At 63.1% G+C, this 15,480-nt stretch carries 11 protein-coding genes; 10 read left to right on the forward strand and 1 reads right to left on the reverse strand.

The window, feature by feature from the left end; translation table 11 throughout:
• Nucleotides 1-51 precede the first annotated feature (51 nt).
• From fni to LZC95_21950, 10 genes are all read left to right on the forward strand, one after another.
• Entirely contained in the window at nt 52-1,113 is a 1,062-nt protein-coding gene (gene fni, locus LZC95_21905) for a type 2 isopentenyl-diphosphate Delta-isomerase (GenBank protein WXA99461.1), read from the forward strand.
• Between the two features lie 14 nt (nt 1,114-1,127).
• Nucleotides 1,128-2,066: a GAF domain-containing protein gene (locus LZC95_21910; protein ID WXA99462.1), complete on the forward strand. Its 939-nt coding sequence runs from the start codon at nt 1,128-1,130 to the stop codon at nt 2,064-2,066.
• On the forward strand, nt 2,063-2,446 hold the full coding sequence (locus LZC95_21915; GenBank protein ID WXA99463.1) for a response regulator: 384 nt from the start codon (nt 2,063-2,065) through the stop codon (nt 2,444-2,446). Before LZC95_21910 ends, LZC95_21915 begins: the two co-directional genes overlap by 4 nt.
• A gap of 80 nt (nt 2,447-2,526) precedes the next feature.
• Nucleotides 2,527-3,150 carry a phosphoribosylanthranilate isomerase gene (locus LZC95_21920; protein ID WXA99464.1) on the forward strand — a complete coding sequence of 208 codons (624 nt, stop codon included), beginning with the start codon at nt 2,527-2,529 and terminating at the stop codon, nt 3,148-3,150.
• 94 nt (nt 3,151-3,244) lie between these two features.
• Complete coding sequence (locus LZC95_21925) at nt 3,245-3,751, forward strand: hypothetical protein (protein WXA99465.1); 507 nt, start codon at nt 3,245-3,247, stop codon at nt 3,749-3,751.
• A gap of 335 nt (nt 3,752-4,086) precedes the next feature.
• Nucleotides 4,087-6,048, forward strand: a complete 1,962-nt coding sequence (locus tag LZC95_21930; protein ID WXA99466.1) for a hypothetical protein — start codon at nt 4,087-4,089, stop codon at nt 6,046-6,048.
• Nucleotides 6,045-8,264, forward strand: a complete 2,220-nt coding sequence (locus LZC95_21935) for an Rv1355c family protein (protein WXA99467.1) — start codon at nt 6,045-6,047, stop codon at nt 8,262-8,264. The genes LZC95_21930 and LZC95_21935 overlap by 4 nt, the downstream gene beginning before the upstream one ends.
• Nucleotides 8,265-8,371: 107 nt before the next feature.
• A complete protein-coding gene (locus LZC95_21940; GenBank protein WXA99468.1) occupies nt 8,372-8,767 on the forward strand; it encodes a hypothetical protein in 396 nt (131 codons plus the stop codon).
• A 230-nt stretch (nt 8,768-8,997) separates the two neighbouring features.
• Nucleotides 8,998-10,887, forward strand: a complete 1,890-nt coding sequence (locus LZC95_21945; protein WXA99469.1) for a hypothetical protein — start codon at nt 8,998-9,000, stop codon at nt 10,885-10,887.
• Between the two features lies 1 nt (nt 10,888).
• Nucleotides 10,889-13,891, forward strand: a complete 3,003-nt coding sequence (locus LZC95_21950) for a hypothetical protein (GenBank protein ID WXA99470.1) — start codon at nt 10,889-10,891, stop codon at nt 13,889-13,891.
• 162 nt (nt 13,892-14,053) lie between these two features.
• Here the strand turns inward: LZC95_21950 and LZC95_21955 are convergent, their stop codons facing one another.
• Complete coding sequence (locus tag LZC95_21955; GenBank protein ID WXA99471.1) at nt 14,054-15,433, reverse strand: glutamate--cysteine ligase; 1,380 nt, start codon at nt 15,431-15,433, stop codon at nt 14,054-14,056.
• Nucleotides 15,434-15,480: the final 47 nt, after the last annotated feature.

The raw sequence follows: 15,480 nt of genomic DNA on the forward strand, positions 1-15,480 counted from the left end.
ATGTTTCTCTGAAAATCCAAAAAGTCTCGAGAGCTTACAGAAGGAGCACCCATGTCCGGTTCGATTGGGGAACGAAAAAGCGATCACCTCACGCTCTGCGCAACGGAAGACGTCGGCTTTCGCACACGGTCGACGCTGCTCGAGGGGGTGCGTCTGGTGCACGATGCCCTCCCCGACTTCCACGCGGACGAGATCGATCTGAGGTGCACGCTCGCCGGAAAGACGTTGAAGGCTCCCCTCGTCATCGCGGCGATGACGGGCGGTACCGAGGAGGCTTTGCGGGTGAACCGCGGGCTGGCCCAGATTGCCGAGGAGCGCGGAATTGCCTTTGGCTTGGGCAGCCAGCGCGCCATGCACGTGCGCCCCAACAGCAAGGACACGTACCGGGTGCGCGAGGTCGCGCCCACGACGGTGGTCTTGGGGAACCTCGGGGTGGTGCAAGCGCGGGAGATGTCCACCGCGCAGGTGCAAGACTTGATTGGCTATGTGGGGGCCGATGCACTCTGCATCCATCTCAATCCGGCGATGGAGCTGGTGCAGCCCGAGGGCGATCGCGATTTTTCGCGCGGGCTGGAGACCATCGCGCGGCTTCGGCACGAGCTTTCCGTGCCCGTCGTGGCCAAGGAGACGGGCTGTGGGATCTCGCGCTCCGTCGGCGAGCGGCTTCGCTCCGTCGGGGTGGAGCACGTCGATGTCTCGGGTGCAGGCGGTACGTCGTGGGTGGGCGTGGAGACCCGGCGGGCCGAGAAGGCAGGCGATGCCCAATCCAAGAGCCTCGGGGAGGCCTTTTGGGATTGGGGCGTTCCGACGGCAGCCTCCGTGGCCGCCCTCGCCCCATTGGGGTTCCGCAGTGTGATTGCGACGGGCGGCGTCGCGACCGGTCTCGACGTAGCGCGGGCTCTCGCACTGGGTGCGACCCACGCGGGCATTGCCCGGCCCATGCTGCGCGCCTTCTCGGAAGGCGGTCACGATGGGGCGATCGCCAAACTGGATGCGATCCTTGCGGAATTGCGTTGCGCAATGCTGCTTACGGGCAGCAAAGATGTAGCGACGCTTCGCACCGCAAAGCGCATCATCGTGGGTGAGCTGGCGCTATGGATCGACCAAATGTGATACGTTAGCCCGTCATGGCGGACCGAAAAACCGGGGGGGGACAGCAGCCCGACGCCAAAGGCGAGGCATCCGGGGATATCAAAACGGACGCCAGCGCAAAGATCGAACGGGACTCGTTCGTGCACACATTCTTCAAGAAGGGCGCCGAGTTCACGGACGAGCTCTTGCGCGAAAACGACCGGCTGCGAAAGCGCTTGTTCGATCTGGAGAGCGAGAACGCTGCGTTGCGCACGCACCTGGCGAGCGACGAGGCCATCCGCGAGCTGCTCCGCAAGATCGAGTACTTGGAGCGGGAAAAGGAGCAGCTCCTTTCCCACGTCCGGGAGGCCGAGCGCAATTCGTCGCATCTCTTCACACGGTATTCCGAAGTGGAAGAGGAGCTGTCGAACCTCGCGCACCTTTATGTGGCGAGCTACCAGCTCCACTCGACATTGCACCTGCGCGAGGTGCTGCGGCACCTGAAAGAGCTCCTCACGCAACTGGTCGGTTCCCGTGCGCACGCCTTCTACTTGAAGGACGGCTCCGACCTCGTCCCCATCTCGAGCGATGGCATCGAGCTATCGCGCCTGCCCCGCCTGGCCATCCACGCGGGATCTCGAAAAGAGGAAGATCGCGGCTCGCGCGATCGTACGGGGGATTTGATCGAGCGGGTTTTCATGACGGGCGTGGCGCACATCGAGGAGGGGGAGCTCAGTACGGCGCCGCGAGACCAACCGGCCGCGTGCGTTCCGATGCGCATCGACGATGCCGTCGTGGGGGTGATCGTGATTTATTCTCTGTTGGATCAGAAAGAGCAGTTCTTACCCGTAGATTACGCGCTCTTCAAAATGTTGGGGGCACACGCGGCCACGGCACTCATGGGGGCGCTCCTTTTCGCAAACTCGAACGGCAAGTTTCCTGGCCTCGAAGCCATCGATGCGATCACACGTAACGTCGGAGACGACTTGAAATGAGCGCCGAGTACACGTGCCTGGTGGTGGAAGACTCCCCCATGATGCGGCAGCTTCTCGTCTTCGCGCTCTCGCGAGTAAAGAACCTGCGCGTGACCGAAGCCGACGACGGCGTCGACGGCCTCCGCAAATTGGCCGCTGGCCGTTTCGACATCATCCTGACCGACATCAATATGCCGATCATGGACGGTCTGAAATTGGTGAAGCGCGTGCGCTCCGATCCGATGCACAAAGACACCCCGGTCATCATCATCACCACCGAGGGCGCCGCCGAAGACCGCAAACGAGCCATCGAACTGGGCGCCAACGCCTACATCACCAAGCCGATCCAGGCCCCCCAGGTCATCGCCAAGGTGAAAGAGCTGCTCAAAATCGTGCCGTAAGGACACGTTGACGTCTTGCGTTGACGTTGACGTAAGACGTCGACGGGTACGTGGATGTTGGGCGGTGCTAGCCTTGGGCTGTGACCAAGATCAAGATTTGCGGCATTACCAATCCTGAGGATGCGCTGGCTTCCATTGAGGCGGGGGCCGATGCGATTGGGCTCAACTTGGTGCCGTCGAGCAAGAGGTACGTCACGCCGGAAGAGACTCGGTTGATCTTGCGCACGGTGGCGGCGGCGGCGCCCAAGTTCCTGACCGTTGCGGTGGTGGCGGATTTGCCCCTGGAGGAGCTGTTCGAGTTGCAGCACGAGTTCGGCTGTCTGCAGCTCCATGGACATGAATCGCCGCAGCAGCTCGTACCGCTATTGCCTCATGCATACAAAGCAGTGCGCATTGCGGATGCACAAGATGTTGCCTCCGCAGCAAATTATCCCGGCGAGCATCTCCTGGCCGATGCCAAAGTGACTGGGGCGCTGGGCGGAACCGGGACGGTTTTCGATTGGAACTTGGTGCGCGAGCTAGCTCGAGCGCGAAAACTCACCCTGGCGGGCGGGCTCGACGCGACCAATGTTCATGAGGCCATTTCGACCGTGAAGCCGTATGCGGTCGATGTGGCGAGCGGAGTCGAGCTCGTGGGGAATCCAAGAAGAAAAGATTCCGCGCGCATTCGCGATTTCGTGCGCGAGGTGAAGAGAGCAAGCTAAGAATTGGAAGCAACGCTACGGACGAAGAAGAGTCGAGCAGTATGAGCGGCCCAAATCGGGGGGGAACGTGGAAAACCAGGGGAATCTCCATCCCATGAGTACGCTGACGGTGGCCCCTGCGAGGGTCGACGCCGTCAGTCCGGATTACTGCATGGCCCGATGGAAGCAGTTCTACATCGATATTTGGCGCGTCCATACGTCGCTGGTCGCTCTGCGCATCCTCGAAAGAAGCTTCAACGAATTTCGCCGCGCCTTTCCTGAAGGCGTCGGTCTCATCACCATCGTCGAACCTGGGGCTCCGCTTCCGCCGACGGAAGCGCGTCAGGCGCTGGGGCAGCTCCTTGCCGACAACGCGAGCTTCATCCGCTATTCGGCGGTGGTCTACGAGGGCAGCGGCTTTCGCGCGTCCGCCGTTCGCGGCGTCGTTTCCAGCCTGACGCTTCTGGCGCGCCCGCCCTATCCGCACCGCGTGTTCGCCACCGCCACCGAGGCCTGCACCTGGTTCCAGCGCAGCTTCGGCGCAGACCAGGTGAATGGCAAAGAGCTCGAGACCGCCATTGCCGATCTGCGGCGCCGCATCGGCGTCCGCGCTCTCCGTTAGCGCCGCGGCGGGAGGGAGAGAGGGAACCGCCAAGGCGCCAAGAGCGCCAAGAACGAGAGAGGTGGCAAGGGTTCCCGAGGCTTCAGCACATCAAGCTATCTTGGCGTCCTTGGCGTCTTGGCGGTTTCCTTCTTCTGTTCGGTCTGGGCACTGTCGGCGTCGCTTGCGCGTCAAAGGTGCACTGTCGAGTCAGAGCTCACGGGGGGTGATGGCGCATCGTAGGTGCTGGGGGATTCGTGCTTACGCTGGCTCCTCACGCATTGACCGGAAAAGACCTCGACGAAGCGCGAACCTTTCGTGTTCTCGCCCTCGACGCGGAAACTCTCCAAGCTCGCATGGATGCTCCTTGCGAGCCGGGCCTCGGCTCGCGGCATCTCTTGGAGTTGCACGCCGATGTCGAACCGATACTCGGCGAGATCGTCGATGTCGTCCCCTCGCCCTCCGGCCCGGTGGTCGACTACGCCGTCAGAGAACTGCCGCTCCAAGCGGTGCGCGAGTTGCTCTCGCTCATCGACCGACTGCGCGCACGCGGGCTCGCAGTTCAAAATGACGTCGCGCGGCCGCGCGAGCGCGAGCTCATCGCCGATCCACGGCGGCTGCGTGAAGTGCTGCGCGCGCTCATGGCCAACCGCTGCCCGGCGCGCGCGGTGTCGGAGCAAGGGCGGCCTCTGACGAAACTGATTCCAGCGGACATCGTTCCCGATCAGGCCCTGCCGCTCGAGTGGCAAACCGACGATGTCTTTCCCGACCCACCCTTCTTCATCGAGATCGTCAGCCACTTCTCGGTCTTCCGTTTCGCCGTGCCCCGCACGGAGCTGCGCGGCGATCGCATGGCGGCGCCCGTGCCCCTCGAGATCGAACGGGCGCGGCATCGCGCCTGGGTCCGCGCGCGTCCACGCGAGGGCGAAGGGTTCATCACCTTCATCCACCCGCGCTGGCCCGAGCTGCGCATTCGCCGCCCGTTGTCTGACATATCCTTCGACGGAGTGGCATTCGACACCAAGCGGCTCACCGACGTGCTCTACCCAGGGCTCGCCATCAAGGATCTCTCCATCCAGTGGCGTGACCGCGAGCGCTTCGATTTCCGTGGCGTGATCCGACACGTGGGCAACACCAGCAATTGGTCCGGCGAAGACATCGCCGGCATCGTGCTCGTGCCCCACTCCGAGGACGACGCCGCACGGTGGCGCGATCATGTCATTCGCCTCCTGAGCCCGAATACGCGCGCCGATGGGCGCTTCGCCGAGCAAGTGTGGGAGCTGCTCGATCGCGCCGGATACTTCGGCCTCTCGGGGATGTCGCAAAGCGACTTTCTCTCGCAGAAGGTCGGCTTCGGGAAATTCTGCCGCCGCATTGCGCGGGCGCCCGATCTCGGCTCGCAGGTCGTGCGGCCTTCGGCGCGGGGCGTGGAGGGCTCGGTTTCCGCGGTGCGGCCGTACGAGAGGAGCACCTTCTTCTACCAGACGGCACGGCATCCGAACCACGTGGCCACGGCAGGCTCCGGGCGCGGGCAGATCCTGCGGGACATCCACTTGGACATCATGACGCGGACGTACCGCGATTCGCCGAACACCGAGTGGCTCATGGCCATGGTGCAGGAGTCGGCACGCTTTCCGCGGCTCGCCTACTACGATATTCCACGCCGTTATGTCGACAGCGGTCGCGCGTACATCCTGCCGATTCGTCCGCTGAAAAAGACCACCACGCCAGGGGCCCCGCGGACGGTGTACGCGGACACGACCTTCGACACGGCGACCGAGGGCGAACGCAAGATGGTGTGCGACGTGCTCGCGCGCACCAAGAATCCGATTTACCTCGAGGCGCTCGACTTCGTGCCCGATCGGTTCGATCTGGCGCAGATTGGTGAGGAGTGGCGCGACGCAGGGATCTTGCGCAAGCGCGAGGTGCTCATCGCCCGCGGCCCGGAGGGCCCCATCGTGGCGGCCATCGTGGAGCTCGTCGATGAAGGCGTTCACCTCTTCAGCCTCCTCGATGCGATCCGCATCGTCCCTCTGCAGGAGGGCGTACTGCCCAAGGAGCTTTTGACGAAGCTCCTCGAATTTGCGGGCGAGTTCTACGAAGCACATCGAAAGACGACGTTCACCTATCACTTCGAAGGGAGCGACGGGCGAAGCGACATCGGGCATGCCCTCGACGCAGGCTTTCAAGACATGGGGAATGCCTTCCTCATTCTGCTGCGCTGGGAGCTCGTGCCGGAAATGTTGGAGCAGATCTATCAGGTTGCGGCACCGCGCGACCTCCCTGCCCTGCCTCCTCCGCTACCCGCACCACCGTGACCTCGAGCTCGAGCGATTGGAAGCCGGATCGTTACGAGGCAGGCGCCGAGCTGACGCGCCTGCGCTCGACCGGCCATGTGCTCGTCCATGATGCGATCGATCTTCAGCTCGCCGATTTGATGCAGTTGCGCTCTCCGTCGCGCAAGCTGGGCGAGGACGAGCTGCGCCGGCGGATCGAGGCGCACCTCGGTGGGACGCAGCCCGAGGCGTACGGGGCGTGGTTTCTCTATCCCTGGTCTCGCAGCCTCGTCCACGTCCTGCCGCCGGCGGAGTTTCGCGAGCTTCGCACGGGGGTGAATCGGCACAAAATCACGGCGGCGGAACAGGAGCGCCTCGCGCGGTTCACCATCGGCGTGGTCGGGCTCTCCGTGGGGCAAAGCACGGCGGTCACCTTGGCGCTCGAGGGCATCGGGGGCACGCTCCGGCTGGCCGATTTCGATCATCTGACCTTGGCCAACATGAACCGGCTGCGCGCCAGCGTGCAGGGCCTCGGTGTCAACAAGGCGGTGCTGACGGCGCGCACCATCTTCGAGTTCGACCCGTACGCGAACGTTGCGATTTTTCCCGAGGGGGTCACCGATGACAACATCGAGGCCTTCCTCGAAGGGCTCGATCTCGTCTTCGAGGAGTGCGACGACCTTCGCATGAAGGTGCGCCTGCGGGAGCGCGCACGCGCCCGGCGCATTCCCGTGATCATGGGCACGAGCGATCGCGGGTTGCTCGACGTCGAGCGCTTCGACCGCGAGCCGGATCGGCCGCTGTTTCATGGCATGACGGGGCCGCTCGACGGCGAAAAGCTGGACGGACTCACCGCGTACGAGAAGCTGCCCATTGCCTTCGCCATCGTGGGTCGCACCCTCTCGAAGCGCGTGGCGGTCTCCTTTCTCGACGTGGGCACGAGCATCGGCACGTGGCCGCAGCTCGCCTCCGCCGTCGCGCTCAACAGCGCGGTCAACGCCGACGCCGCACGGCGCATTCTGCTGGGGCAGTTCACCGAGTCGGGGCGCTTCTTCGTCGATCTCGAAGAGCTCGTGCGCGATGGAGCCGGCGCCGAAACTCCCCGGCCCTCCTTCAGCGAGGACTCTGTCCCGCCGCCATCGCCCGATCCGGTGCCGGAGCTTTTGCCTTCCAGCGCGCGGGGCGAGCGCTTCTCCATCGACGAGGTGCGGACGCTCTTGGCATACGGCACGCGCGCCCCATCGGGCGGCAATTGCCAGCCATGGCGGTTCGTCGTGCGGGGCGGGCGGATCCTCTGCCTTCACGACGAAGAGCGCTCGCGCTCGGGGAGCATGCTCGACTTCGAGCACGCCGCCACGCACTTGGCGTTCGGGGCGCTGGCCCGCAACATCGAGCTCGCCGCGCGCGAAATGGGGCGGCCGGTGACCATCGTCCCCTTCCCCGAGCCGGGCATCGTCTGCTCCGTCGAGCCGCTGCCCTCGGCGGACACGCCGCAAAGCGAGCTTGCGGCCTTCATGGCGGACCGCACCACGAACCGGCGCATCGCGCCCTATGCGCCGCTGGAACGCTCCCACCGCGCGGCGCTGATCGAAGCCGCAAAGCGCGCCGGCGCGACCTTGCAACTCGCCACCGACGAAGACGTTCGCGCGGCGCTGGGCAACGTGCTCGGGCAAGGCGATCGCGTGCGGTACCTGTCGCAGGCCATGCATCGCGAGATGATCGGCGAGATCCGCTGGACGCGCGAGGACGCGCTCGCACGACGCGACGGCTTGGATCTGGCCACCTTGGAGCTCGGAGCCGGCGATCGCGTGGGACTGCACCTGGTGGCCGACGGCGATGTGATGAAGATGGCGCGCGAGCTCGGTGCGGGGCGCGGGCTCGAGCTGCCTGCACGCAAAGCGCTGCTTGCATCGTCGGCCGTGGGGCTCCTGAGCATGGCAGGAACCGATGCACGCGCCTACTTCGATGGGGGACGCGCCGTGCAGGACGTGTGGCTCACGGCCACGGCGCACCGGCTGGCGTTTCAGCCCATGACCGCGTTGCTCTACATGTTCGCGCGCCTCGAGCGCGGCGGCGGCGTGGGTTTCTCACGCGAGGAGCAGGCGGAACTCTCCACCTTGCGCCATCGCTTCCGCGAGCTCTTCGAGGTACGAGCAGATCACGCAGAGCTCATGCTCTTTCGTATTTCTTACGCCAACCCGCCGTCCGCGCGATCGCTGCGCCGACGACTCGGCGACGTGATCGCCGTCGAACCATGACGAAGAGCAGCAGCGTCGCACTCATTTGGTCGGGATTGACGCTTGGCGCACTCGCACCGAACGCCAACGCGGGGCCTTGCCGCGTCGCCGATGGGCCATTCACATCGATGCTCGATCATGGTTCCGCGTGCAGCGCATCACCCATCTGGACTTGCACGCATGGACGTCTCGAGGGCAATCTGGATGCGAAGTACGAGTTCACATTCAAGACCCTCGTCCCCGATGCAATGGAATCCGGTCGCCTGAATTACGAAGGAACGAGCGTGATCACCATGGCCAACGGTGCTCGGATGTTCGGCCAGGACAGCGGCTATTTTCAGCTTCATCCCGATGGCAGCGGTGCCTTCGAGACCACCGTGCACATTCAAGGCGGTACATCGGATTATTCCAATGCATCTGGCCGTATCGTTGCCAGCGGCTCTTTTCAACGAAGCGGTTCGGCAGTGGGCTCTTATACCGGTTTCATATGCCCATCAAGCGATGCTTCGGGTTGCAACCAATAGCAGTGCAGTGCCGATGATCCAGGGTGGGATGATCCACCCTCGTCGACGAAACAGAGAATCACGCCGAGTCAGCACTCACGCGCGACGGGCCGATCAGCACTGAAAATTGGCCTATCTGCCGAGAATCATGCTTCGGCCCGGCTAGTGCATAGGCGCAGCTTAGGCAACGAATCATGCTTTTCACACGACAACCACCGTCGCAGCCATGCGGGCGGCCGGGAGGAGGTCCTATGCGCTACGGCTCTTTATTCAACCGGGCAACCATCGCCGGGTTGGCATCCATCGCCGCATGGCTTGCGGTGACAGCTAGTTGTAAATCGAACAGCGGTGATCCCGCGATCACCGAAGATGAAGATGCGGGAGGAGGAGGCACCGGTCCGCAGTCGTACTTCGATTACCCGACATTCCAAACCAAGATCCAGCCGGCCCTGGACAACGCGGAAACCACGGGCTGCACGGCCTCGGCTTGCCACGGCGCGGACGAAGGCGCCGGAGGGTTCAAGCTTTACAAAGGCCCGGCTGCCGGGAGCGCCGAGGAGTTGGCGAACTTCACGGCGATGACGGATTTCAGTAGCCCCGACAAGAAGGTCGATCTGGATACGCCGAACAATTCGGAGGTCTACAAGCGGGCGAACCCCGCAACGGACAAGCATGGCAACGGCAAGTCCAAGAAGTTCTCCGAGGAAAGCACCGGAGACCTTCTTCAATGGATCCAAGCGGCCAAAGCCGCAAAGGACGCCCAGAACCAGCCGCCCACCCAGCCGGGCGACGGTGGCATACCGCAAGGCAACGGGTGCGTGGATCCGAGTGAGTTCAACTTGGGCACGTTTCAGGCCGACATTCTGCCGATTCTGACCGGGCAGAAGGACTACAACGTCAATGACCAAGTTGGGAATGGGAACGGGTGCGCGGGCTCCACGTGCCACGGTCAGGACAAACCGGGCGCCCTCACGATCAAGAAGAACGCGAGTGCGGCGGACAACCTCAGGAGCTTTGCCTGCTACGTCAATAAGCAAAATCCCGTTCAATCGCAGATTGTCGTCTGCCCGCTCGGCAAGAACAACTGCAAGAAGTCCCCGCACCCCGGGAGCACGGTCTTCCGAAATCCCGGCGACCTGAATTACCAGCGGATCATGTCGTTCCTCTACGCGACGAAGACCGCCACGACCCCCCTCGATTTTGCCTTCTTCTCGCGTCAAGTCGCTCCGATTTTCGAGAATACGCAGGTCACCGGCGGCCGGCCGTGCTCCGACACGACGGCTTGCCACGGGGTTGGGGAACAGACGCAGGCACCGCCGAACGGCTCGCATTTCCCCATGATCACGGGGGCCATCGACAAGGCCCGACTGGGGTTCAGTTTCAATGCCGCGTCGAACTTCACGAGTTTCCTGAATGCCAGGGACAGCTACCTGTTCTTGTATCCGACCAACGAAATCGCGCGAAACCCGGCCGTCGATCAAGGGGCGAGCAAGTTCGCGAAGGGCGTCGCACACACGGGCGGTAAGCTCATCGATCCGTCGTCCTTCGAAGCCCAACAGATTCTCACGTGGGCCCAAGGTCTGCGATTGGTCGGGAACGGCTTCAATCTGAATTGGCTGGTTGCAGGTGACTACGCAGGCACCAACAACATCAACCAGGAAACGCCCGCCGGCCCCGAAAAAACGACAAATCCCGCGATCTTCGACAAAATGGGTTCGAATACGTTCCAGAACGGCATCTGGGACGGGCTGTTCGAGAATCGCACGTTCATCAATTTCAACGAGCGTTTTCCCCGCGCCGTCGCGATCGATCGTGCTGCGTTTGCCGTCGCGTACATCGTGAACCTGTCGGGCACCGATATCAATGCGCGAATCACCGTCCAGTCCCCCAACGAAATCAAGGTTTACGTCGACCAAGACGAGAAAGCCGTCAAAGACGCACAACAAGACAGCACCCAGACCTCGGCGATTCTCACAGCGCCCAGGGCTGACAAGAAGAGCACGCGGATCATGGTCAAAGCCCTTCAACGTCAAGGGGGTTCGAACCAGTTCGGATTCGCCTTGAACATCACCGATCAGAACGGAAACGCCATTCCCGTAGAAGACATCGTCATCAAGCTTTCTCCCGACGGAGGCATCTAACATGCTGGCCAAAACGAGATATCTCACGATCGGTCTAGGGCTGGTCATGGCCGCCGCCGCGAGCGCACCCGGCTGCAAGACCCCTGCGCCCAATGACCTCTCCGAGGACCCCCTCTGCAAAGAGCCAACGGCCCAGGATTGCGGCAAGAACATCGGTACGGGCGGGCGAACGCCCCCATCGGCGCTCGAGCCGCCCAAGATCACGACGTACAAGCGTAGTTCACTCGTGGCCCCGTTCCAGCTCCTGCCCTTGGCCGCGCAGGGGCGCATCAACGAGGACAACCGGCCCTTCACCAATGCGGACTACACGACCGCCGACGTGACGGTGTCGACCGACGACAAGCTGACGGAGATCCAGGCTCAAATCAATCGGGAGCGCGCGGCAAGCCAGCTTCCGCCGCTCGCCACGGACATCGTCAGCGCCACCGACAAGTTCGTCACGCAGCAAATCCCATTTCGAGGCAACCCGTCCGACGTGAAATACGTCAACGTAAACGGACGCGGAAAGGCCTATATCCCGCTCGGAGGCGACGTCACCACCCCCGGTAACGAGGTCACCATCGTCGATGTCAGCAACAACGGCAGTATGCGGACACTCGACAAGCTCAAAGTAGGCCTCCGACCGCAGCGGCTCGCTCTGCACCCTGCGGGCGACCTGATGTTCGTCTGCAATCAGTATTCGAATTACATTTCGATCATCGACACCAAGACGGACAAGATTCTCGAGCAGGGCGGTAAACCCGTCGAGATTCCGACACATTACTATTGCGCGGACGTCGCCTTCGTTCCGGAGGACGGTGTCAACAAGGACAACGCCAAGCTCTTCGTGGCCAACCGCTGGCGCCACAGTGTTCTGGAATACCAAGTCAACATCGAGCGCGATCAGATCAACAACCAGCCTGTCGGCATCAAAGACGTCAAAGAGATCGCGGAGATCATGGACGTCGGCAACAATCCGTACCGCCTGGTCGTCGATGATGCGCAGAAGAACGTCTACGTCGCGAACAACAAAGGCGGTGAGGTCGCGAAGATCGACGTTGCGAACGGCAAGGCAAGCGGGCGCATGACCATCAATGGTGCGTCGACCGACCTCACCGTCATCAACGACTTGGTGTACATCACCACGACCACCATCGATCGCGGCCTCCCGGATACGAACGAAAACCTTCCTGCCCAAGTCGCCGGGTCTCCCGTCAAGGTCAAAGGCATCGACGGCAAGCAGTACACGGCTCACCCCGGAGCGCTCGGGGACAGAACGCGAAGCTACAACTTCGAAGATCTGCGCAACGGCATCGTTCAACTCCCGATCGATCTCAACAAAGATCAGCTGAACTACTACACGGACAACAACTCGGGTGAGCCCAACTTCGAAGACGCGGTGAAGGTCATCGACGGCGCCGTCCCGACGACGATCATCCGCAACAAGCGAGGCGATCGCATCTACGTCGCCCTCGGTGCGACCGACACGGTGCAGGAGCTCGAGGTCAACACGGCCGCCCAGCCGAACACACTGCGGGCCCGGCAAACCTGGCACCTCGACCACCGCCCCTTCGGGCTTGCGCTGGACGAGGACAATGGTCGGCTCTTCGTCGCGGACTGGGCGAGCGAGCGGCTCGAGGTGTGTGACCTCAATTCGTTCGATCCGCAGACGCGCCGGGGACGCATGCTCGGCAAGGTCAATCTCGATTACGCGAACCCGCCGTATCCGGCGACGACGGTGGAGATCGGCGAGCGGTTCTTCTACGAGGCATCGTGGTCGAACACCGGCCGCAAATCGTGCGCGACGTGCCACGTCGACGAGCTGGATACCGACGGCGTCGGCTACGCGAACGGTGCGACGGCACCGACGGCGTACCACCAGGTGAAACCGAATCACAACTTGGCGGAAACCGATTCGTACTTCTGGAACGGCTCGTTTGCGAACGGCAATTACACCTCCTTGGCCTTTGCCGCGCAGACGCGCCCGAACTGCCAGCTCATCGAGTTCGGCTTCATCGATGGTGTCTCGTCCGATCCCAAGACGCGCATCGGTGACCGGAGAGGCAACTTGGCGCAGACGGGCAACGACTTGGAGTGCCGTCCCATCAGCGCCGGTCCGCGGTCGTCGCTCATAAAGAACCAGGCGCGGATCGATCAAATCGTCGCGCAGGGTGTCGCCATCATGGACCAACGCATCGCGGACATCACGCGCGATCTCCCGGGCGGACCGTTCTCACGGCGTGCGCTTAGCCGCGCCATCGACGCCTATTCCGTCGCCGAAATGCGCCTGCCGCCGAATCCCCTCAAGTACGCGGCCGCGTCGAAGCAGCTCGACGACGCGGTGATCCAACAGATCACGAAGGGCCAGCAGGCCTTCCAGAACGCCGGCTGCGCGGGATGCCACACCCCGGGCAAGTTCGCCGACGGATTGGATCACGGTCGTGGCGCCGCGTGGCTGACCCAATTCGTGAACACCTATCGGAACGATCCGCGTATCCAAGCCGTCGAGATCAACATCAACGGCCAGATCCAGCGCGGCTTTGCGCAAACGATGACCGACGCGATCCGTCCGTCGGTGGCCGGCCCGGAAATCAACGTGCATCCGCGGCCGCTCGACTACTTCGTCCCATTCTGCTTCCAGGCCGACAACTGCGTCGAGTTCCAGGATCCGCTCGCAGCGGGAGCCCCGGGCAGCAATGCGGAGGAAGATCGTCGGCTCAAGCTCCTGATTCAGTTCAACTTGGGAGATCCGGACCGCACCTTCATTCCGGGCAACGTGGTGGGTCAGCCCCACATCAACACGCCGTCGCTTCGCGGTGTGTGGACCCAGGCGGCCTTGCTTCACCACGGCATGGCGACCACCATCCGAGAGGCCATCCTCGCACCAGGCCATCCCGCGCTGGGAGAGGGTGAAGCCGGCTGGGCCGTCCTGCAGGATGGAACGAAGGACGTCCACGGCGTCACGTCGAGCCTTTCGAAAGAGGACGTCGACGCCTTGGTCCGCTACGTGGAGAGCATCGAGTAGTTAGGTCGTAAACCCCGACGAAAAAAGGGAGCGCGTTCTTCGGAACGCGCTCCCTTCGTCGTTTGGACCAAGCGACGTCGGAAGGAACTTCGCCAACGGCGCGGAACCGAGCCGAAGCCAACGACTTCCCGACGCCTCTCCCACGTGGAATGCGGGACGTGATCAGCGAGCTAGCATCAAGTCGGTGCGCTCGACGATCTGACGGCGCAGATCCGGAGCTTGCGGATCAAGCCCCTCGAGGAGCTTGTCCGCCGCGGTACAGCCCTGGGCAACGAGCTCGCGCAGCGGGACGAGGTGCACGCTTTCGTCCTTGCCGCTCTGGCTCTTGCGATTGCGGCGATGCAGACCGCCTTCGGCGATGGAGATGAGCTGCAGTCCCCACTCCGAGAGCGGCTTCTCACGGAACATGGCCTGGAGGCCCTCTTTCCAGATGCGCGTACGCAGGGCGCTGACCTCGGCGTAGGTCCAATCGCGGGTCAGTGCCTCGGCCTCCGCCAACGCTTTCGTATCGTAGAAGATGCCCGTCCAGAGCGCGGGCAGCGCACAGGCGAGGCGCGAGGACGGCGCGTCGGCGCCGCGCACTTCGATGGTCTTCTTGAGGCGCACTTCGGGAAACAGCGTATTCAGGTGCGTCTGCCAATCGTTCTGCGTCGGCTTCAACCCTTCGAAGCCGTCTTGCCAGAAGCTGCGGAACGTCTGCCCGGTGTTGGCGAAAATCTTCCCATTTCGCTTTACCAAGAACATGGGGACGTCGAGCGCCCACTCGACGTAATGGCGATAGCCCGCATCGGGACGCCAGAGCGGCTCGACCAGGCCGGCGCGGTCGTTGTCGACGTCGAGCCACACGCGTGCGCGGTAGCTCTTTCCGCCGTGCGGCTTGCCCTCGAGCCACGGGCTGTTCGAGAACAGCGCCGTCGTCAAGGGACCGAGGGCGAGGGCCACGCGCATTTTGCGCATCGCATCCTCCTCGCTCGAGAAGTCGTAATTCGCCTGCACCGTCGACGTGCGCTGCATCATGTCCAGCGCGTGCGAGCCGCGCTTGGGGAGGTACTCGCGCATGATCTTGTAACGATCTTTGGGCACCCAGGGCAGATCTTCGCGGCGCGCGAAGGGGTGAAATCCCACGCCGAGCCAGCGAATCTCGAGCTTGTCGCTGATCGGCTTCAGCTCGCGCATGTGCCCGCGGAACTCGGCGCAAACCTGATGCACGTCATCCATGGCGGCGCCGCTCAGTTCGAGTTGCCCACCGGGCTCCAACGTGATGGACGCACGCCCGCGCTTCAGCGCGATGATGGGCCCCTGCTCGTGCTCGCGATCGGCCTGCCAGCCGTGTTGGTCGATGAAATACTGGAGAACCGCAAGAACGCCGCGATCGCCATCGTATCGAATGGGCTCGAAGGTCCGCCCGCACACGCCAGGCTTTTCCATCTCCGGACCGATTCGAAACTCGGAAAATGGTTTTTCGGCCTGCCGAAAAACGGAAAGCAGATCGTCATAGGATCGGAGCGGTTCGTCGAGTGTCGGGTCGGTCGTCGTAGCCACGGTGGCTTCTTATCACAGGAATTTCCGCCGTCGACCGTGCCGGAAGT

It is taken from the genome of Sorangiineae bacterium MSr12523, assembly GCA_037157775.1.
In the GTDB taxonomy this organism is placed as follows: domain Bacteria; phylum Myxococcota_A; class Polyangia; order Polyangiales; family Polyangiaceae; genus Pendulispora; species Pendulispora brunnea.